The sequence below is a fragment of the Pseudidiomarina aquimaris genome, assembly GCF_003987395.1.
Taxonomy (GTDB): domain Bacteria; phylum Pseudomonadota; class Gammaproteobacteria; order Enterobacterales; family Alteromonadaceae; genus Pseudidiomarina; species Pseudidiomarina aquimaris.
Window position 1 is genome coordinate 80,272 of record NZ_PIPT01000006.1, and the last position, 18,671, is coordinate 98,942.

An 18,671-nucleotide genomic window follows, 5' to 3' on the forward strand; every position below is an offset into this window, starting at 1 on the left:
AATAAGTTATAGCAAACTATGACAAACGCTTATAAAACACGTACACAGCTCGCTGTGGAGGCGATTCGAGAGAAAATATTGACAGGTGTTATTCAGGCCGGTGAACCGCTTAGACAAAGTGCTCTAGCGGATGAGCTTGAGGTAAGTCGCATTCCTATTCGTGAGGCACTCCTTCAGTTAGAGGCCGAGGGGTTGGTAGAGTTTGAAGCTCACAAAGGCGCCACAGCGACGAGGTTAGCTGCAGATCAAGTGCATGAGCTATTCGAGTTGCGTGCGCTTTTGGAGTGCGATTTGCTCCGCCGCGCGATTCCTAATTTGAAAATAGATGACTTCAGGGCAAGTGAGCGTCTCGTGCAGGAGATGGCAGCTGCTTATACCAATAACTCCGCCCAAAACTCATGGAGTGATTTGAATACGCGTTTTCACCTGAGTCTGTATGAAGCAGCGCAGCGTCCACAGACCTTGGAGTTGGTACAAAACCTCCTAGTGAAGTCAGATCGTTACATCAGAGTGCACCTAGCTTTAGCTGGTGGTGTCGATAATGCAGAGCGTGAGCATGCTGCTCTCCTTGAATGTTGCCGAGAGCGGCACATCGACGCGGCCTGTGCGTTACTGCAGGAGCATATCGAGCGTTCTGCGCAAGAGATTGCCGCCTTACTAAAGTAAACGCCTGAAACGTGCACCGCGAGTTGATGCGGAAGGTTAAGAGTGGGCCTTTACACTTCGGGCCACGGAACTCATGTAGCGGGGACAGTTAGTGAATAAAAGCCGACAGTATTCTACATAAGCTACGGTTTAAGTTTGTAAAAGGCGTCATCGGCGCCTTTTTTATTTAGATATTTTGACCGTTGTAGTTAAGAGCTGTATAAGTCCATTCTATGGGAATCTTTGTTGAAATTACGGCGATGGCATTTTGATGAAACCAATCTCACGAGCACTGGTAGTTGAAGGCGGCGCGATGCGCGGCATATTTGCCGCAGGCGTACTCGATGGATTTTTGCGCGAGAGTTTCAAACCCTTCGATTTAGCGATTGGTGTTTCTGCGGGCTCGACCAATTTGATCGGCTATCTTACTGAAGATTATCAACGTAGTTATCGCATCCTCACTGAGCTGGCACAATCAAAAGACTTCATCGATCCGATTCGGGGAATGCTAGGTGGCCACCTCTGCGATGTCGAATGGTTGTGGCGCACGTCGTATGATCAAATTGAATTGCACTTTGATCGTTACGTGGCAGGTAAGATCCCGCTATACGCGGTTACGACACGAGTTGAAGATGGCGCGCCTTGTTATTTTCAAGTCGATGCGGAAAACATGCATCAGTTGTTCCCTGCGTCGTGCGCTATTCCCTTGGCTTTTCGTGACTTTCCCGAGGTCGATGGTGTGGCGATGACCGATGGTGGCGTAGCCGATTCAATTCCGGTATTGAAGGCCTATGAGATGGGCGCGCGGGAGATCACTGTCATCTTGTCGCGCGCCGAGGGCTACCGCAAAACCTCAGGCCGCTCACTGGGCATTACTCGCCGAATTTTGAGCCAATACCCAAAGCTATGTGACGCCATTGAAGATCGTGCAGATCGCTACAACGCTACCATCGATTTTATTGAAAACCCACCGGAAGACTGCACCATACATATCATTGCGCCCCCTGAGTATATGCCAGTAGGGCGTTTTACTCGCCAACGTGAGCGCCTAGAAATTGGTTACAACGCTGGTTTGCGGGCGGCCTTCGAGCATATGGATCACTTGTAACTGGAGGCCCGAGCGGCATGCAGTTTCTTGTAGCTCTCGATGAGGCGTAAGTGTTTATCTAGCCCTTCTAATTGCATATTAGTCGGTGTCAGTCCATGAAAACGTACGTCACCAAGGACAGAACCAATCACGGCTTCCATGGTGTCGTCACCATACATACGCGCTAAATTATAGCGATAATCATCAAGTTCTAGTTCGTCGTCGAGCTCGATTTCGAGTACGGCTTGGACCGCTCGGTAAAACAACACGCGCTCAACGGTATTGTCGTTGTACTGCAAGAACATTTCGACACAGTCGAGAGCGTCTTCATGGCGACCCAGTGCAAGATAAATCAGTAGTTTTAACTCGAGAATCGTGAGCTGGCCCCATACGGTATTTTCGTCAAACTCGATACCGATCAAGGTAATGATATCGGTATAGTTATCCAGTTGGCTTTCCTCCAACCGTTCGACCAAGTCGAGCAATTGCGCGTCGGAGAGGCGGTGCAAGTTTAGAATGTCTTCGCGATAATCGAGGGCAACATTAGTGTTGTCCCAGACCAAATCTTCAACTGGGTAGACTTCCGAATAGCCCGGCACAAGGATGCGGCACACCGGTGCACCCAATTCTTCGTACACGGCGACATAAGCTTCTTTGCCGATATCCGCTAAGATATCAAAGAGTCGCTCAGATTCTTCAGCGTTGCTCCCAGAAAAGTCCCAATCAGCAAAGTCATAGTCGCTGCTAGCACTGAAAAAGCGCCATGAGACCAAGCCTGATGAGTCGATAAAGTGCTCAACAAAATTATTCGGTTCACTCACCGCCATCGAATTAAATGTCGGTGGCTGGAAGTCATTCAAACCTTCGAAACTGCGGCCTTGCATTAGCTCAGTAAGACTGCGCTCTAGCGCCACGTGCATGCTTGGGTGAGCGCCAAACGAAGCGAACACACCTCCGGTACGTGGGTTCATAAGCGTGACACACATGACTGGGAACTGACCGCCGAGCGAGGCATCCTTAACTAAAATCGGATAGCCCTGGGCTTCCAATGCCTGTACGGCTTCAACTAAATCAGGGTAGCGCGCCATGACTTCAGCAGGTACGTCAGGTAGGGCGATCTCGTTTTCTAAAATTTCGCGTTTCACCGCGCGCTCGAAGATCTCAGACAAACATTGTACTTGCGCTTCGACCAGCGTATTGCCAGCACTCATGCCGTTACTCAGGTATAAGTTTTCAATAAGATTCGACGGAAAATACACAGTCTCGCCGTCAGAATGGCGGCGGAAAGGCAAGGCACAGATACCGCGGTCACGACGCCCAGAGTTGGTATCAATCAAATGCGAGCCCTGCAACTCGCCTTCGGGGTCGTAAATCGGCAGGCAATAGCTATCAAGCAGTCCGCTTGGCACAGCATCATCGGCGGTTAATGGGAACCATTTTTCATTGGGATAATGGACAAATTCACTATTGGCAATCTCTTCGCCAAAAAACTGGTCGTTGTAGAAAAAGTTACAATTCAGACGTTCAATGAACTCGCCTAGAGCTGAAGCCAAAGCAGCCTCTTTGGTCGCGCCCTTACCATTGGTGAAGCACATAGGGGAGGCGGCATCACGTATGTGAAGCGACCAAACATGGGGGACGATGTTGCGCCAAGAGGCAATCTCGATTTTCATCCCTAGGTCGGCCAAGATCTGGGTCATATTGGCGATGGTTTGCTCGAGCGGTAGGTCCTTCCCTTCGATGTAGGTGAGAGCGCTTCCTTCAGGAGCTCCCATGAGCAATGCTTGGGTATCTTCGTCAAGATTCTCGACCACCTCAATTTGGAACTCAGGCCCAGTTTGCACCACTTTTTTTACTGTGCAGCGCTCGATAGAACGCAAAATACCTTGGCGATCTTTCTCGGAAATATCTTCCGGTAGTTCGACTTGGATTTTGAAAATCTGGTTGTAACGATTTTCTGGGTCAACAATATTGTTCTGTGACAAACGAATATTTTCAGTCGGGATATCGCGTGACAAGCAATAGACTTTGACAAAGTAGGCGGCGCACATGGCTGAAGAAGCCAAGAAATAATCAAATGGGCTAGGTGCCGAACCGTCGCCTTTATAACGAATCGGTTGATCGGTAACGACGGTAAAGTCGTCGAATTTAGCTTCAAGACGAAGATTGTCGAGAAAATTTACTTTGATTTCCATGATGTGCGCTACTTTTTGCGGGGGCGTTTGCCCTGAATGTATTCAACCTGCGCTATTATCCACATTTTCACCCCTTTCGTCTGCGTGGAATTTTTCGCCATTATGTATTACGCTTGGCAAACAATAATAATTATACAAACCGTAAAGACTTTTCTACATGAATGCATTGTTACGCCAGCTCAGCTGGGTGTCTATCTGCTTACTCAGCTTCCTATTGTTGGCTACGGCAACGTCGGCTCGTGCTGCTATACCTACCAGCAAGATTGGTGCCGAGCCGATTCGACTCGAAAGCTTTCCGATTGAGTACACAGTTGCACCGCGCACTGATATGAGCTTAAGTGAAGTTCGCACGCTGTCTTACACCCCTTATGAAAGCAGGTTGGCGCTTGGAACTGAGGCGAAATCAGTATGGGTCCGCTTCCGTATAGAAAATACGGGCAGTGAGGCGCGCCGACTATTTATTCATTTTCCTGAGGCTTATCACAACCGCGCGGTAGAATTTTACGAATTACGCGAGGGCGTCGTGCATGAGCGCGTTAAAATAGAATTAAATGATGCTGAGCAACATCCGAAGATGATTCGCGAGCAGGCGGTTTATGACACCACGCTTGCGGCTGGGCAAAGTGCTACCTTTTACGTGCATAGCTGGTCATATTCACATCAATGGTTCGCACTCAATGTTTATGACGAGCAACATTCACGTGATGCGCTGGCAGGAACAATGCTCGATATCGCGTTGATGGTAGGTATTTTACTCGCGTTGTTTATCTTTAACTTCTTGCTCTACTTTTCTTCTCGCTCTGTTGAAAACGTCTACTACGCCTTGTATTTGATATCAGGCGCAACATGGATTGCACTTTCATACGGCTTGCTGAGCAATATGCTTGGGCTATTTGGCGATATAGCGTTGCAGTTTCATTTATCGCTCATGGCAATGGCAATGTTTCTGGTGTTATTCATGATTGCCATATTTGATACCAAGCGCAGCTTTCCGATTGAACACAAGATACTGGTAGCACTTCTTGCCGTCATCGTGGCGGACTTTATCTATGGCATTTTTGATATTGTCGCAGCGCTTAGTTATGCCAGTAGTATTGCCGCAATTATGATCGTGATCACACTCTCCGTTGGCCTCTCGATTTGGCGTAAAGGGCATCCGCTGGCGATCTACTTTTTACTTGGCCATAGCTTTTTCTTTATCTTCAATGCGCTTGCGGTGCTGTACTACAAGTCTATCCTCGATTTCAGCTATATCACCAAGCATGGTGTTGGCATTGGCATTATGCTTGAAGCACTCATGCTTGCTTTCATTGTCGCCTATCGCATCAAGATGTTAGAGCAGGTGAAAGCCAGCCAAGAGCAATTGCGTATCGAGGCGCAAACCGACTCGTTGACCGGTCTTTATAATCGCCGCTATTTTCATCGTCGTGCGAACGAGCTGTTAGAGAAAGCGAAAGCGCAGGGCGTCGAGATGGCGGTACTTGCTGTTGATCTTGACGACTTTAAACAGGTGAATGATGCGCATGGCCATCATGTGGGCGACCGTGTTTTGATAGAGCTAGCAAAGCTTCTAACCGCCTCATGTCGATCACATGACATCGTTGCGCGCTTTGGCGGCGAAGAGTTCATGATCTTGCTCTACCGCACTTCTTTGAACAGCGCTGAAGCCATTGCTGAAACCTTGCGTCGACAAGTGCACGATATCAATGTAGCCGAACCGAGCTCTCAAGCCTTGAGGGTCACCGTGAGTGTTGGCGTTGCTGGTGTCGACCTCAATGTGTCATCTATCGAGCTGGCGCTACATGATGCGGATACAGCTCTCTACCAAGCGAAAGGCAACGGCCGTGACTGTGTCTGTGTCTATGGTGAGGCCAGCGACGTGAGCCTTTCGCGCGAGACCAATTAATAAGGCAAGCGTGGGTCGTTGTCAGCGTAACCGCTACCAATAGCACTGAACGGTAGCTGTAGACCTAATTCAGGAAAACGCAGCGCGATCCAGGCGGGAAAGGTGTTGCTGTTTGGACCCGGCACTGCTTCGTATTCATTCGCCCAAGGATATTCATCTGCTGCAGCGGCAATCTGTGGAATTAGCTGTGCAGCTTGACTCCCTGTAACTGTCAGCAGCTTCTCTGGTCGTGCGCCATACCAATAACGATCCGGCGTTGCCGTTTGGTAAATGCGTAGTGCTGGTTGGCCACTATCGACGCGCCAACCGACCACCTCATAGACCGTATATTCACTCGCATCGGCAGGCTTCACTGCGAGCCAGCTATGCACAGCAAACCAGCCGCGCCAACCAAAGGCGTCCGCAGCATAGGCTTCAATCACCGCCTCGCTGGTAACAGTTGGCGATAACGAAAGGCCTGCCGGCTCGCGCGAAGTGTTGCGCCAGTCTTGCGAGGAACAGGCAACCACGCTGCTCGTTAGCAGCAGTACGGCAAAGATTGAAAAGATAGAACGCTGCAAAGTTTTAACTCCAAAATTCAAGTTTAAGACTATTTAATTCTGCCTTGAGTAGCTAAAAGATCACTTCATTCGCTGTTACAATTAGCTTACGCCGAGTACATTGAAAACAGCAAATAGGGATGACGAGATGACCGAACACATTGTTGTGGTAGGGGGTGGGGCCGGTGGTTTAGAGTTGGTGACGCGTCTTGCGCGCAAGTTTAAACGTGACAGCTCAGTTCAAGTCACGCTCGTGGATCGCAATCTCACGCATATCTGGAAACCCTTATTGCATGAAGTGGCTGCAGGCGCATTGGATGCTGATGTTGATGGCGTTGATTATCGCGTACAGGCGGCAAGTGCGGGATTTCGCTTTCAGCCCGGCGAGTTAATCGATGTTGATGCTGAGCAGCAACAGATTCGCTTAGCCGCGATGACTGATGATGCGGGGCATGAAATTGTCGCGGAACGCGTGATTCCCTACACCACTTTGGTTCTCGCAATCGGTTCGGTGACGAATGACTTTGGTACGAAAGGCGCGGCCGAGCACTGTTATTTTCTTGATAGTGTGCGCCAAGCGCGACGCTTCCACCATACTCTTATGAATACCTTTCTCGCACTCCAAGCGAAGCAATATCCGCAACCACTAAGTGTCGCGATTGTTGGTGGTGGCGCAACGGGAGTAGAGCTTTCGGCCGAATTACATAAGTCTGCGGAACTTATTCGTGCTTATGGCTTTGATGATTTCAATATGAGCCAGCTACAAATCACTTTGGTTGAAGCGGGTGAGCGGATCTTGCCGGCATTACCAGAGCGCATTGCGGCGTCGGCATTGCATGAATTAGAAGCGCTTGGCGTGCAGGTGCGGACCGCCACGGCAGTCACCGAAATCAATGAGCAAGGCCTGGTTACTAAAGACGGTGAACTCATCGCAGCACCCATCAAAGTATGGGCAGCAGGGGTAAAAGCGCCACCATTTCTCGCCAATCTCAATGGCTTTGAATGTAATCGAGGCAACCAGATCATTGCTCGCCCAACGTTGCAAAGTTCGACTTACGACAATGTGTTTGTGCTCGGCGACTGCGCTGCGGTTGAGCAGCCCGATGGTTCTCGTGTACCGCCACGAGCGCAAGCGGCACACCAAATGGCAAGCCATATCTACAAGGTCATTTGTGCACAAAAACAAGGGCACGAGCTACCGTCTTTCCGTTATCGTGATCACGGTTCATTGGTTTCGCTATCGAGTTATTCAGCAGTCGGCAGTCTTATGGGCAATTTGACCAAAGGCTCAATGAAAGTCGAAGGTTTACTGGCCCGGGTGATGTATAAATCGCTCTACCGTATGCATCAGGTAGCGGTACATGGCTATTTTCGGACCTTGTTATACATGCTGGCGCAAGTTATCAATCGCCGCTTGCGGCCACGCCTTAAGTTACATTAGACGGTAAATTAAGTGACCTTACGCGTTTGTTTACAATTCAACCTAGCATTTGTAACGGAATTCTAGTGAACTATTGCTTTTATTTCGTTAGGATAACGTTTTTACAACAAGCTACGGAAGTTACAAAATGAGCAAAAAAGGATGGGGCATTGGCGTTGCTGTAGTGGTTGCTGGGTTGGTTATCAGCCCAACATTAATTGGCTCGCAAGCAGAATCGAGTATACGTGAACATGTGGCGCTATTTGACCAAGAGCAACCTGCCTACAGTCTAGAAGTGGTCAGTTACGAGCGCGGTTGGTTTAGCGCTAATGCGGTGCTAAAAATGAGTGTCGATTTGGCAACGTTAATGGTAGATCCAGACGCTGAGGAAGTCAGTACGCTTATCGACGTTTCGATTCAGCATGGTCCGATTCTGACGGATCAAGGATTTGGCTTAGGTCTCGCCGCTTGGCAAGCCACCAATGATGGCGCCGGGCTTGAGACTTATGTTCAGTGGGATACTGAACAACCATTTTATTTGCAGCAAGGCACAGTCAACCTCTTAGGCATCGGCGTTTTTCAAGACTACATCCCTGCTATTCAGAGCACCTCTGCACTGCCAGACTTCAGCTTTAGTATGACCGAGTTCCGTGGCGATGGTCACTACAGTAATGGTGAATTCAGCTATCAAGGTAACCACGAACAGTTACAGCTAAACGTAGCTGATGAGTTTTCGGTTGATGTTAATGCGATGGCGATAAACTTTGATGCAACTGCGGATCTGAAGACCATGCTGCGAGGTGTTTATTACCCCTCTGCAGTCACTTTTACGCTGGGGCAGATGCGTATGGCTGCTGCTGAAGAAGAACTCTTTTTGATGAGTCACTTAGTCAGTGATATAGCGATGCTAGAAAGTGAAGACGGCAGCCTCGTGCACGTTCACATGGGTTATAAAGCGGATAACCTCTATGTCGATGGGACCGAAGTGAGCGACGTGCGTATGCTGACGCAGGTAAATAATATTGATCGTGGGTTTATCGATGACTACTTTAGCTCAATGAAAGATCTTGTGGGTGAGGACGATCCACAAGTTCTTGCCACGAGAATGACGGCGATGATGGAGCGGCATAAGGCTGACTTACTGACAGCACAACCTGAGCTCGCTTTCCCTGACTTTGGCTTTAGCATGACAGAAGGAAGTCTGGATGGCTCAATGTTGATGACGCTAGCGCAAATTGATCAGTTGCCCGCGCAAGTTGACGATGCCTTTATTCAGCAGAACCTGATAGCCAATGCCGATCTGAAAATCGACAAAGCGCTAGCGCATAAACTTGCGAGCGCCTACGTGCGCACCGCATTTGCCGCAGGTGGACCGGTTGACATGGACCCTGAGCAGTTAAATGAGCTCGCCGAACAACAGGCAACCACGATGCTGCAGAACTTTGTCCAGCAAGGCATGTTAACGAGCGAAGAAGAGCATTATTTATTCCATGCGGAAGTCGCGCAAGGCATGCTTAATCTAAATGGCCAGCAGTTACCTTTAGGGCAGATGATGTAATGATGCGATTAGGCACGCTAGCTCTACTAGGCGCTTTAACCTTGATGCCCAGCGTCGCTATTGCGGATGGAACCGAGTCGGTAACGATTTGCCAAGACGGCAATTGCGCAACCGAATTAGCCAAGTTAGAACGGTTTGCGCGCAAGGGCAGTGGCGATGCTGCTGCTGTTGTCGCACTCGCCTACGCTAGTGGCGATGGGGTTGCACAAGACCATGATAAAGCCCGAAGCTTTATTCAAGAAGGTGCGCATCGCCGCAACCCAATGGCGATGTTTGTGCTGGCTGATTGGCATGCTCGTGGTTTTATCGTCGAGCAGGATCAGGCGTTAGCGCAACAATGGCTTGAACGCTCGGTTGCTGCCGGCTATGCGCCGGCGCAGTATGAACGTGCAGTGCAGCTTCTTGGCTCAGCCGATCGTGATGAGCAAATGGCTGGGGTCCCGTTACTTGAGCAAGCCGCCGAGGCGAACTTACTGACGGCACTCTATGCGTTAGCTCGCTTGTATCAGACGGGTACCCTAGTGGAGCAAGACCTACCTACGGCGGGCGTGTTCTTTGCTCGGTTAGCACGCGTTGGCTATAGCGACGCGAGGCAACAACTGAGTGCTATCAACAAAGAACTGAAGCAAACGGAATTTGCGCAAACTGAGCAAGGTGAACGCCTGCAGGCGGCCGAACAAGCCATGGAACGTATTACGGTGACGGCGGATGCCAGTCTGTACCGAACTCAATTAGGACGATTGCTGGAAAATTTAGAATCTTCTCCCAAATTTGATAAGCGCTCCATTGGTTCGCGTATCCAAGGAGTAGGGTGTGGTGACACCGGCAGTCCCTGTGCCGTTGTGCGTCCGCAAAAAGGCCAAGGTAGCATCGCCGATGTGCTGTCAGGAAGCCGCGGCAACTAACCAAGCAGCATAGCGCAGAGCTTTGTAAATTTGAGGACAGGGGGCGGGTAGTGTATACTCCGCGCCCTGTTTTTCGAGTATTTGGAGAAAGAGCGTTGCAGCTGCTTACGCCACCCTAGACGTAACAGACCTCCCTTGTTGGCTGCCTCATGAAGAGGCGGCAATTTTATTGTTCTCGCTCCGAGATAGAAAACCTATAACTTTTAAAAGTGAAAATTATGATGAATACGATTCGTAGTCAGTGGCTAGCGAACATTCGTGGCGATGTGCTTGCGGGTATCGTGGTCGCGCTGGCGCTTATTCCTGAGGCCATCGCGTTTTCAATTATCGCCGGTGTCGATCCAAAAGTCGGGCTGTATGCCTCGTTCTGTATTGCCGTGATCATTGCCTTTGTTGGTGGACGTCCGGGCATGATCTCTGCCGCCACCGGTGCGATGGCTCTGCTTATGGTGACGCTGGTCCGGGAGCATGGATTGGAATATTTATTGGCAGCGACCCTTTTGACCGGCGTATTGCAGATCATCATGGGCGCCTTGAAGCTTGGTGACTTAATGCGCTTCGTGTCGCGCTCGGTTGTGACTGGCTTTGTCAACGCGTTGGCCATCTTGATATTTATGGCACAGCTACCAGAGCTAACCAATGTGACGTGGCATGTCTATGCGATGACCGCTGCGGGCTTGGGTATCATTTATCTGTTCCCTTATGTGCCTAAAATCGGCAAGTTACTGCCGTCACCGTTGGTGTGTATCGTTAGCATGACCATCGTCGCGATTGTCTGGGACATTGATATCCGTACCGTTGGCGATATGGGGCAATTACCGGATACGTTACCGGTATTCCTCTGGCCTGATGTACCGCTGAATCTCAACACGCTGATGATCATCTTGCCGTACTCCATCGGTTTGGCCGTGGTGGGTTTACTTGAGTCGATGATGACCGCAACCATTGTGGATGACCTTACCGATACCACCAGTGACAAGAACCGCGAGTGTCGTGGTCAAGGGATTGCCAATATTGGTGCTGGCTTGTTCGGTGGTATGGCGGGTTGTGCCATGATTGGACAGTCTGTCATAAATGTGAAGTCAGGCGGTCGTGGGCGGCTGTCGACCCTCGTCGCTGGGGTGTTCCTCATGGTGATGATTGTGGTACTCGACGAATGGCTCAAACAAATCCCGATGGCGGCACTGGTCGCAGTGATGATCATGGTATCCATCGGTACCTTTAGCTGGGCTTCGATACGTGACCTGCGCAAGCATCCGTTGTCGACTAATATTGTGATGGTAAGCACTGTAGTTGTCGTAGTAGCAACGCATAATTTAGCGCTGGGTGTCGGTGTGGGCGTGCTGTTGGCAGCAATGTTCTTTGCCAACAAGATTGGCCATTTCATGCATGTCAGCTCAACGATTGATGACGATGGTGTGACCCGTCAATACCAGGTCGTAGGTCAGGTATTCTTTAGTTCAGCGGATAAGTTTGTCGCGTCCTTTGACTTTAAAGAAGCCGTTGATAAGGTAGTGATTGATTTGACCAAAGCCCACTTTTGGGACATCACTGCGGTCGGCGCACTTGATAAAGTTGTCATCAAATTCCGCCGTGAAGGTGCTGCAGTTGAAGTGATTGGCCTTAATGAAGCAAGTGCCACCATCGTTGACCGTTTTGGTGTGCATGATAAGCCAGGCGCAACGGACGAGATTATGGGCGGCCATTAAGCGACCCAGTTGAGGAGAAAACCATGTCATATGTAATTGGATGCATCGATGCAGCAACGACGAATACCGCCGTATGTGACTATTCGGCGTGGGCCGCACGGCAATTGTCTGCGCCGCTGATGCTGTTGCACGTGCTGGAAAACCACGAACGGGAAGCGAGTACGGATGTGACCGGTAACATCGGCCTAGGCACGCGTGAAGGCTTACTTGAGCAACTTGCCGCGCTGGACGAACAGCGCGCCAAACTGGCACTCAAGCATGGGCATATGGTGCTAGATCAAGCCGCTAGCAAAGTACGGGAGCTGGGCGTTGAGACCGTTCATCAACGTCAACGCCACGGTGAGCTTGCGGAAACTTTGGTTGAGATGGAAGGCGATGTGCGTTTGGCGGTACTAGGGCTGCATGGCGAGGACTCGGTGAATCAACTGCATAAAGTCGGCAGTCATTTGGAAACGGTGATCCGCACCGTCCATCGGCCTTTGTTGCTTACCCCTGATGCTTTTAATGAACCGCAAAGTGCGATGTTAGCGTTTGATGCGAGTGCGACCACCAAAAAAGGTGTTGAGCTATTAGCGGAAAGTCCGTTATTCAAAGGTATGCCAGTGCATGTGGTAATGGTGGATGCGGATACAGCGGACAATCGTGAGCGTCTGGAGTGGGCGGCAGAGCAGTTGCGTGCCGGCGGCCATGAAGTCGAAACGGCGCTGCTTGCCGGTGATGTTGAGCACGCCTTGCATCGTTACCAACAGCAGCACAGCATTGACATGATGGTGATGGGCGCCTTTGGGCACTCACGCATCCGCCAGTTCTTAGTCGGTAGCACCACCATGCGTATGCTGCAAGAAAGCACCACTCCAGTGCTGGTGCTGCGCTAATAAACTCACTTCAAGCTGCCTAAGTCACTGCGTGTCGCTGCTGAAAGCGCGGCGCGCGGTAACTTTCTTCCTGCATAATCGCCGCGAGGCGTTCGACCGCCACACCGATGTCGGTATAGCTGGTATAAAGCGGCGTAAATCCGACCCGTAAATAGTTAGGTGCGCGAAAATCGGCGATAACGTTGGCTTCGATCAAGGCCTGGCAAATAGCATAAGCATCGTCGTGGGCAAACGAAAGCTGGCTGCCGCGTGCTCGTGGATCGGCTGGCGAAATACACTCAAATGCGTGAGCAAAGTCATAACTAGCAAGCAGCTCGAGAAAGAGTTCACTCAGCGCTATCGACTTTTCTCTTACCTGTTGCAGGTCCACCCCAGTAAAAGCATCTAAGGCAGCGTCAACTGCGCTCATCGCAATGATCGAAGGGGTACCGCTGAGCATTTGTTTAATGGTATCCGCTGGCTGGTAAACAGGGTCAAAAGCGAACGGTTGGGCATGACCGAACCAACCAGCCAGTGGTTGGTTCAGGCGTTGTAAGTGGCGTTTGGCAACATAGACGAAGGCTGGTGCGCCAGGGCCACCATTCAGGTACTTGTAGGTGCAACCTACAGCGAAGTCGGCTTGCCACGCGTCTAGCTCGACCGGCATCGCGCCAGCACTATGGGCAAGGTCGACAATGACTAAAGCTCCGACCGCATGCGCATGTGCAATGAGTTGTTGTAAAGGTAAGCGCCGACCGGTACGGAAGTTGACTTCAGTCAACAGCACGACCGCAGTGTGCTCGTTGATGAACTGACTCGGTTGTTCGAGTATAGCGTTTTCATCAACCGTCGTTAACGCACAATGTTTTTCACCAAGCAGTTGGCTGAGCCCTTGCACCATATAGAGGTCGGTGGGAAAGTTATCCTGCGTTGAAACCACTTGTGTGCGGCCATCTTGCAGTTTGATCGCTGCGCTCAGAACTTTGAAAAGGTTGACCGAAATAGAGTCACAACAAATCACTTGCCCGGGCGCTGCACCGATGATGGGGGCAATCTTATCACCCACCAGCGAGGGCAGATTGACCCAGTCGTGCTGGTTCCAACTCTTAATGCCGTCGTTTGCCCATTGCCGCTGTACCACCTCTTGCACCCGTGTGGCGGTGGCATGGGTCATTAAGCCGAGCGAGTTACCATCGAGGTAAATCGTATCTGTGGGGATACGAAACAGGTTACGCTTGGCGGCAAGCGGATCGGCATGATCCCGCTCGGCAAGGGCGGCGAAGTCTATACTACTCATAAAAGCTTCCTAATCTTGTGCGCTTAGCTGTTTAAGCTTGTTTAGGATAGTAAGCCATGCTCTGCTTTGCGGATCAATGACATCAAAGTGTCCTGCGCCCTCCAACCAAACCACTTCGACCTGTTCGCGGGTGGCAAATTCGTGGCTTTGGGAGACTGGCACGATGTTATCTGCATCACCATGGAACAGATAGGTGATGTGTTGGGCTGCTTGCTCTGCTGGGTTTGCTGCCTTCCACGCTTGATCATCCGCGCCTTCCATAAAACGCTTACCTGCCTGTTGGCAGCTATTTTCACCTGCAGCGTAGGCCTTGATATCCGTGATTGCTGCCAAGCCAACGATGCGGTCAATGAGCGCTGCTTGTTGCTTTCCTGCCAGCAAAGCTAAATGTCCGCCAGCACTGTGGCCAATCAAGGTGACATCGCGTTGGGCCAAGGCTTGTTCTCCACCATACTGTGCGGCGATGGTTACGAGACCGTTTTGAATATCGTTGAAAGTACCCGGCCAACCTCCGCCATGGTCTCCCACACGGCGATACTCGAGTGACCAGACGTCAAAGCCGGCATCGCGTAACGCTGTGTTCATGGCATAGGTATGTTCAATTGCATAAGCATTCAACCAACAGCCACCATGAATCGATAGGATGATGGGCGCTGACGATTGGCGCTCCAAAGCTTGCCAATTTTCAACAAACTGTATCGGTGAATCGCCATAGAAAATTCGTTGGTCAGGCTCAGCAAAAGGTACTGCGAGCACGTCACTGAAACTGACATTACTACGCGGTTCCTGCGCAAGCGCGGAAAACACTGATACGGAGATAAGAAGTGCACTTAATTTTCTCATTGTACAACTTGATGCAAGTAGCTTATTTAGGTGTTTTAGCTAGCATACAACTTGTAACTCATTGAGACAATTGAAGTTGCAAAAATCCCAAAAATTGTAGCTATACTTTAGTTAGCAACAGACACCGCAGGAGGTGATTATGCGTACGTTAGTACTCACACTAGGCCTGTTGGGCGTTGTATTGATCAGTGGATGTTCGAGCACGCACACAGCACAAACGTCAACCAAACGGGTAGTTGATCAGGAGTATGTAGCAGCAGTAGAAGCGGCTGCGAACCGTTCAACAGTCCAAAACCGCATCATTTGGGTCAATCCACCAACGGAAGAAGTAGCCGACAATGGTGCAAGTAAGACTCAGCATTAAAGCTAAGCTAGGACGTCATTGTTGACACGGATGTCATTTAGCCTTTCTCGAAGCGAGCCTCAATGGCTTGCTGCAGCTGCTTTTTTCCGCCGACCATAAACACCACTTCGGCGACAACAAACAGCGGACCAATCGCAAGACCCATAATATCGTCAACGAATGCTGGCTTGCGTCCTTCAAAATAATGACCGATGAACTGAAATAGCCAGCCAACCACAAATAACCCAATTCCCCATGTTAGCCACAGCGTAGTGCTGAGTGCCGCAACCTTCACGCCTAGGATAACCGTGAGCGCCAGTAGTAACGTCATTAGGATGCCAAGAGGGCGGTCAAGACGTAAGTAAAACAGCGACGCCAACACGGCAACGATGAGCGCGGGGGTAATAAACCAGCCGTCAAAGCCCCAGTAGGGACGCGACAATAGAATTTGCAAGGCAATGACAATCATTGGGATGCCCACGAGGTGGGTCGCAATATTGCGGCGGTCACGATGATACGCCGCATAATCGGCGAGGTGATCGGTAATAGTTTTCATACGCTTGCTCCGCTCTTGGCAATTAATCTTTGCTACCCTGATGAACTCTTGTCACTATGTAGCTCTGCCATCTACTATAAATAGAAAATAAACAGAAAGGAAAGCCCATGCGCGATAAACTGGAACGTCGCTCATTTTTGATATTGCTGGTATTGGTCAGCATTGCGTTTGGATTTATTTTAGAACCCTTCTGGGGCGCTATCTTTTGGGCTTGTGCCGTGTCGGTCATTTTTGCACCGTTGCAGCGCTGGGTGCTTAGCAAGATTGGCGAACGACCGAATACAGCTGCTTTATTGACGCTATTCGCGCTCATGGCGATTGTCGTGATTCCGGTGATTTTACTAACCTCGGCATTTGTCAGCGAGGGTATCCAGTTTTACCAGCGCATTGAAGCTGGCGAAATCGATCCGCGGCAAATCTTGCAACGCCTACGCGACGCCTTCCCATGGGTTGATCAGCTCCTCGTTGAGTTTGGTGTTGATACGAACAATCTAAAGGAACGCTTATCGCAAGCACTGATGAGTGCCAGCCAGTTCTTGGCGAAAGAAACATTTACGATCGGCCAGAACACCTTTAGCTTTTTGGTCAGTCTTGCACTAATGCTGTATTTGACCTTCTTCTTGCTGCGCGATGGCAAGACTTTGGTGAATTTGATTATCAAAGCCTTACCGCTCGGTGATGAGCGTGAACATGCGTTATTTACCAAGTTTGCCGAGGTAACGCGGGCAACCGTGAAAGGCAACTTGGTGGTGGCAATCGTCCAGGGTGCGCTGGGCGGGATTATATTTTGGATATTGGACATTCCGGGCCCGCTGTTGTGGGGGGTGGTAATGGCCTTTCTGTCCCTTATCCCAGCGGTGGGTGCAGCAATTATTTGGTTCCCAGTTAGTTTGTATTTATATGCGACCGGCGCTTGGATAAGCGCAACGGTGCTGTTGGCTTACGGCGCCATCGTGATTGGCTTGGCGGACAACTTGTTGCGTCCTATTCTAGTTGGTCGTGACACGAAGTTGCCGGATTATGTGGTGTTGTTTTCCACCATTGGCGGGATTGTCTTGTTCGGTATTAATGGCTTTGTCATTGGCCCGCTCGTCGCCGCTCTTTTCATGGCAACCTGGCAAATTTTTATGAAGGACTTTAATGGCGAGCTTTAATTGCTCGCCAGTTAATCGAGAACAGGGCGGTGATAGCCATTTGCTAGGCCCTGCTTGCTAAATACCCACTGCCAAACTTGTAGGTCGCGGGCCCGGAAAGCACCGGCACATGACAGAAGATAGTAACGCCACATCCGGAAAAACGTCTCGTCATACTGGTCCTTTAACTCAGGCCAGTGCTCTTCGAAATTAGCACACCATGCCATTAGAGTAGTATCGTAATCAGCACCAAAATTGTGCATATCTTCGCAGCAGAAAAGCTCACGCGAGGCGTCGTCGATATGGCTGATGCAAGGGAGTTCGCCATTGGGAAAGATATAGCGATTAATCCATGGATCCGTGCCGCGAACATCACGATTGCGGCCGATGGTGTGCAGTAAAAAAAGTCCATCGTCGCTGAGACAGCGCTGCGCAACTTGCATAAAGGAGGCGTAATTTTTCTGTCCGACGTGTTCAAACATACCAATGCTGACCACAGCATCGAAAGGTTCGCTAATTTCCCGATAGTCTTGCAAGCGAAACTCTATGGGGAGTCCTTCACAGAGTTGTTGTCCCAATTCAACCTGTGCTTCGGATACAGTGAGCCCAACACAACGCACGCCGTAATTTTCGGCAGCGTATTTCATGAAACTCCCCCAACCACAGCCAATATCAAGCACGCGCATACCGGGTTTCAATTGTAGTTTACGACAGACTAATTCGAGCTTGTCGCGCTGTGCGTCATCGAGGTTATCCGCTTTACGCCAGTAGCCACAGGTATAGACCATGCGTTGGTCGAGCATCGCGCGGTAAAGGTTATTACCCAAGTCATAATGCTGCTGGCCAACTTGCCAGGCGCGGCGGCTATTTTGTAGATTTAAGAGTCGCGCTTTAAGGTGATGCCAAAGAAGTTTGACAGGGCGAATATGCTGGCCAAGCTGTGCCTGTAAAATGCGCTGAAAAAACACGTCGAGTTGATCGCAATCCCAATCGCCGCGCATATAAGCTTCGCCAAGACCAAGGTTCCCGCGCGCCAAAACGTCGGCGAACATCTTGTTATTGTGAACCTTCAGATCCCAAGGGCGCGAACCATTGAGTTGTACATCGGCTTGTTCTAATAGTTTTGCGATATAAGCTTCAGTTTTCATAAGGCCTCCGCAGGTTGCCACTAAGTGTAGCTAAGCTGAGAAAAAATGCAGCTAAGCGCAGGAAAGTTATAGCTTAGTCACAAACAGACTAGACTTATAGTAACGAGCGCCTTAGGGTGATGAAAGTAAACATGGAAGAGGCAGAGTATGCGTATTTTACTGATGGCAGTGCTAAGTTGTGGTGTGTTGCTGGGCTGTGCAACACAGGTCGATCGGTTTCCTGCCGCTGAGCTAGCGCGCAGTAATTCGGTTGAGTTCATCCAGCCTTATCAGCTATCGAGGACGGACGTTGAGTTTGTTGATATGGGCACGGTCCGTGGTGAATCGTGCCAACGGCCTTTGCTTGACGGCCAGGCCTCGCAGGAAGAGGCGCTTATCGCAATGAAATTAGCCGCAGCAGACAAGCAAGCCAATCGTGTTGTGCTAAAACGTTGTCAACAAGATAGTAAGGATGGCTGTACGGCGCGTTGGTGGTGCGAGGGTACCGCTTTCCAAATGCGCCCGTTACAATAGGCAAAGTGAACGAGTAAGCT

The 18,671-nt window shown here is 50.2% G+C and carries 17 protein-coding genes; 11 read left to right on the plus strand and 6 right to left on the minus strand.

The genetic code is table 11. The features are described 5' to 3' along the window. Positions 1-18 precede the first annotated feature (18 nt). Together CWE21_RS08630 and CWE21_RS08635 are read left to right on the plus strand one after the other, a co-directional pair. On the plus strand, positions 19-666 hold the full coding sequence (locus tag CWE21_RS08630) for a GntR family transcriptional regulator (protein WP_126834036.1): 648 nt from the start codon (positions 19-21) through the stop codon (positions 664-666). Between the two features lie 250 nt (positions 667-916). Then, positions 917-1,753 (plus strand): patatin-like phospholipase family protein, encoded by an 837-nt coding sequence (locus tag CWE21_RS08635; RefSeq protein WP_126834037.1) that lies wholly within the window; start codon positions 917-919, stop codon positions 1,751-1,753. On the opposite strand, the gene CWE21_RS08640 is transcribed toward CWE21_RS08635, so the two are convergent. Then, a complete protein-coding gene (locus CWE21_RS08640; protein ID WP_126834038.1) occupies positions 1,744-3,927 on the minus strand; it encodes an OsmC domain/YcaO domain-containing protein in 2,184 nt (727 codons plus the stop codon). The genes CWE21_RS08635 and CWE21_RS08640 overlap by 10 nt on opposite strands. Before the next feature lie 157 nt (positions 3,928-4,084). Between CWE21_RS08640 and CWE21_RS08645 the strand changes: the two genes are divergently transcribed. After that, positions 4,085-5,833, plus strand: a complete 1,749-nt coding sequence (locus CWE21_RS08645) for a GGDEF domain-containing protein (protein WP_126834039.1) — start codon at positions 4,085-4,087, stop codon at positions 5,831-5,833. On the opposite strand, the gene CWE21_RS08650 is transcribed toward CWE21_RS08645, so the two are convergent. After that, entirely contained in the window at positions 5,830-6,393 is a 564-nt protein-coding gene (locus tag CWE21_RS08650) for a DUF3750 domain-containing protein (RefSeq protein ID WP_241970260.1), read from the minus strand. The genes CWE21_RS08645 and CWE21_RS08650 overlap by 4 nt on opposite strands. Before the next feature lie 127 nt (positions 6,394-6,520). On the opposite strand from CWE21_RS08650, the gene CWE21_RS08655 reads away from it, so the two are divergent. From CWE21_RS08655 to CWE21_RS08675, 5 genes are all read left to right on the plus strand, one after another. Further along, positions 6,521-7,813 carry an NAD(P)/FAD-dependent oxidoreductase gene (locus CWE21_RS08655; RefSeq protein ID WP_126834040.1) on the plus strand — a complete coding sequence of 431 codons (1,293 nt, stop codon included), beginning with the start codon at positions 6,521-6,523 and terminating at the stop codon, positions 7,811-7,813. A gap of 127 nt (positions 7,814-7,940) precedes the next feature. Beyond that, positions 7,941-9,350 carry a DUF945 family protein gene (locus CWE21_RS08660; protein WP_126834041.1) on the plus strand — a complete coding sequence of 470 codons (1,410 nt, stop codon included), beginning with the start codon at positions 7,941-7,943 and terminating at the stop codon, positions 9,348-9,350. Further along, positions 9,350-10,255 (plus strand): tetratricopeptide repeat protein, encoded by a 906-nt coding sequence (locus CWE21_RS08665; RefSeq protein ID WP_126834042.1) that lies wholly within the window; start codon positions 9,350-9,352, stop codon positions 10,253-10,255. The genes CWE21_RS08660 and CWE21_RS08665 overlap by 1 nt, the downstream gene beginning before the upstream one ends. A gap of 218 nt (positions 10,256-10,473) precedes the next feature. After that, a complete protein-coding gene (locus tag CWE21_RS08670; RefSeq protein WP_126834043.1) occupies positions 10,474-11,964 on the plus strand; it encodes a SulP family inorganic anion transporter in 1,491 nt (496 codons plus the stop codon). Between the two features lie 23 nt (positions 11,965-11,987). Then, on the plus strand, positions 11,988-12,839 hold the full coding sequence (locus CWE21_RS08675) for a universal stress protein (RefSeq protein WP_126834044.1): 852 nt from the start codon (positions 11,988-11,990) through the stop codon (positions 12,837-12,839). A gap of 19 nt (positions 12,840-12,858) precedes the next feature. Here CWE21_RS08675 and kynU read toward each other — a convergent pair whose 3' ends face one another. Continuing rightward, positions 12,859-14,106, minus strand: coding sequence for a kynureninase (gene kynU, locus CWE21_RS08680; protein WP_420821128.1), 1,248 nt, complete (start codon positions 14,104-14,106; stop codon positions 12,859-12,861). Positions 14,107-14,124: 18 nt separating this feature from the next. Then, positions 14,125-14,958, minus strand: coding sequence for an alpha/beta hydrolase (locus CWE21_RS08685; RefSeq protein ID WP_126834046.1), 834 nt, complete (start codon positions 14,956-14,958; stop codon positions 14,125-14,127). A 139-nt stretch (positions 14,959-15,097) separates the two neighbouring features. Here CWE21_RS08685 and CWE21_RS08690 point away from each other — a divergent pair, with 139 nt between their 5' ends. Continuing rightward, a complete protein-coding gene (locus CWE21_RS08690) occupies positions 15,098-15,322 on the plus strand; it encodes a hypothetical protein (protein WP_126834047.1) in 225 nt (74 codons plus the stop codon). Between the two features lie 37 nt (positions 15,323-15,359). Here the strand turns inward: CWE21_RS08690 and CWE21_RS08695 are convergent, their stop codons facing one another. Beyond that, entirely contained in the window at positions 15,360-15,857 is a 498-nt protein-coding gene (locus tag CWE21_RS08695) for an Mpo1 family 2-hydroxy fatty acid dioxygenase (RefSeq protein WP_126834048.1), read from the minus strand. A gap of 107 nt (positions 15,858-15,964) precedes the next feature. Here CWE21_RS08695 and CWE21_RS08700 point away from each other — a divergent pair, with 107 nt between their 5' ends. Beyond that, positions 15,965-17,011, plus strand: coding sequence for an AI-2E family transporter (locus CWE21_RS08700; protein WP_126834049.1), 1,047 nt, complete (start codon positions 15,965-15,967; stop codon positions 17,009-17,011). 11 nt (positions 17,012-17,022) lie between these two features. Here the strand turns inward: CWE21_RS08700 and cfa are convergent, their stop codons facing one another. Further along, the gene (gene cfa / locus CWE21_RS08705; protein WP_126834050.1) at positions 17,023-18,138 is read right to left on the minus strand and encodes a cyclopropane fatty acyl phospholipid synthase; all 1,116 of its coding nucleotides are present in this window, start codon (positions 18,136-18,138) and stop codon (positions 17,023-17,025) included. Between the two features lie 147 nt (positions 18,139-18,285). On the opposite strand from cfa, the gene rcsF reads away from it, so the two are divergent. Next, on the plus strand, positions 18,286-18,651 hold the full coding sequence (gene rcsF / locus CWE21_RS08710; RefSeq protein WP_126834051.1) for an Rcs stress response system protein RcsF: 366 nt from the start codon (positions 18,286-18,288) through the stop codon (positions 18,649-18,651). The last annotated feature ends 20 nt before the right edge of the window (positions 18,652-18,671 follow it).

What these genes read in the sequence shown, in the direction of transcription:
- CWE21_RS08700 (WP_126834049.1), top strand. Translation starts at nt 15,965, where the DNA reads ATGCGCGATAAACTGGAACGTCGCTCATTTTTGATATTGCTGGTATTG.
- CWE21_RS08685 (WP_126834046.1), bottom strand. Translation starts at nt 14,958, where the DNA reads ATGAGAAAATTAAGTGCACTTCTTATCTCCGTATCAGTGTTTTCCGCG.
- CWE21_RS08640 (WP_126834038.1), bottom strand. Translation starts at nt 3,927, where the DNA reads ATGGAAATCAAAGTAAATTTTCTCGACAATCTTCGTCTTGAAGCTAAA.
- CWE21_RS08670 (WP_126834043.1), top strand. Translation starts at nt 10,474, where the DNA reads ATGATGAATACGATTCGTAGTCAGTGGCTAGCGAACATTCGTGGCGAT.
- CWE21_RS08660 (WP_126834041.1), top strand. Translation starts at nt 7,941, where the DNA reads ATGAGCAAAAAAGGATGGGGCATTGGCGTTGCTGTAGTGGTTGCTGGG.
- CWE21_RS08635 (WP_126834037.1), top strand. Translation starts at nt 917, where the DNA reads ATGAAACCAATCTCACGAGCACTGGTAGTTGAAGGCGGCGCGATGCGC.
- CWE21_RS08665 (WP_126834042.1), top strand. Translation starts at nt 9,350, where the DNA reads ATGATGCGATTAGGCACGCTAGCTCTACTAGGCGCTTTAACCTTGATG.
- rcsF (WP_126834051.1), top strand. Translation starts at nt 18,286, where the DNA reads ATGCGTATTTTACTGATGGCAGTGCTAAGTTGTGGTGTGTTGCTGGGC.
- CWE21_RS08630 (WP_126834036.1), top strand. Translation starts at nt 19, where the DNA reads ATGACAAACGCTTATAAAACACGTACACAGCTCGCTGTGGAGGCGATT.
- CWE21_RS08695 (WP_126834048.1), bottom strand. Translation starts at nt 15,857, where the DNA reads ATGAAAACTATTACCGATCACCTCGCCGATTATGCGGCGTATCATCGT.
- CWE21_RS08675 (WP_126834044.1), top strand. Translation starts at nt 11,988, where the DNA reads ATGTCATATGTAATTGGATGCATCGATGCAGCAACGACGAATACCGCC.
- CWE21_RS08645 (WP_126834039.1), top strand. Translation starts at nt 4,085, where the DNA reads ATGAATGCATTGTTACGCCAGCTCAGCTGGGTGTCTATCTGCTTACTC.
- CWE21_RS08690 (WP_126834047.1), top strand. Translation starts at nt 15,098, where the DNA reads ATGCGTACGTTAGTACTCACACTAGGCCTGTTGGGCGTTGTATTGATC.
- cfa (WP_126834050.1), bottom strand. Translation starts at nt 18,138, where the DNA reads ATGAAAACTGAAGCTTATATCGCAAAACTATTAGAACAAGCCGATGTA.
- CWE21_RS08655 (WP_126834040.1), top strand. Translation starts at nt 6,521, where the DNA reads ATGACCGAACACATTGTTGTGGTAGGGGGTGGGGCCGGTGGTTTAGAG.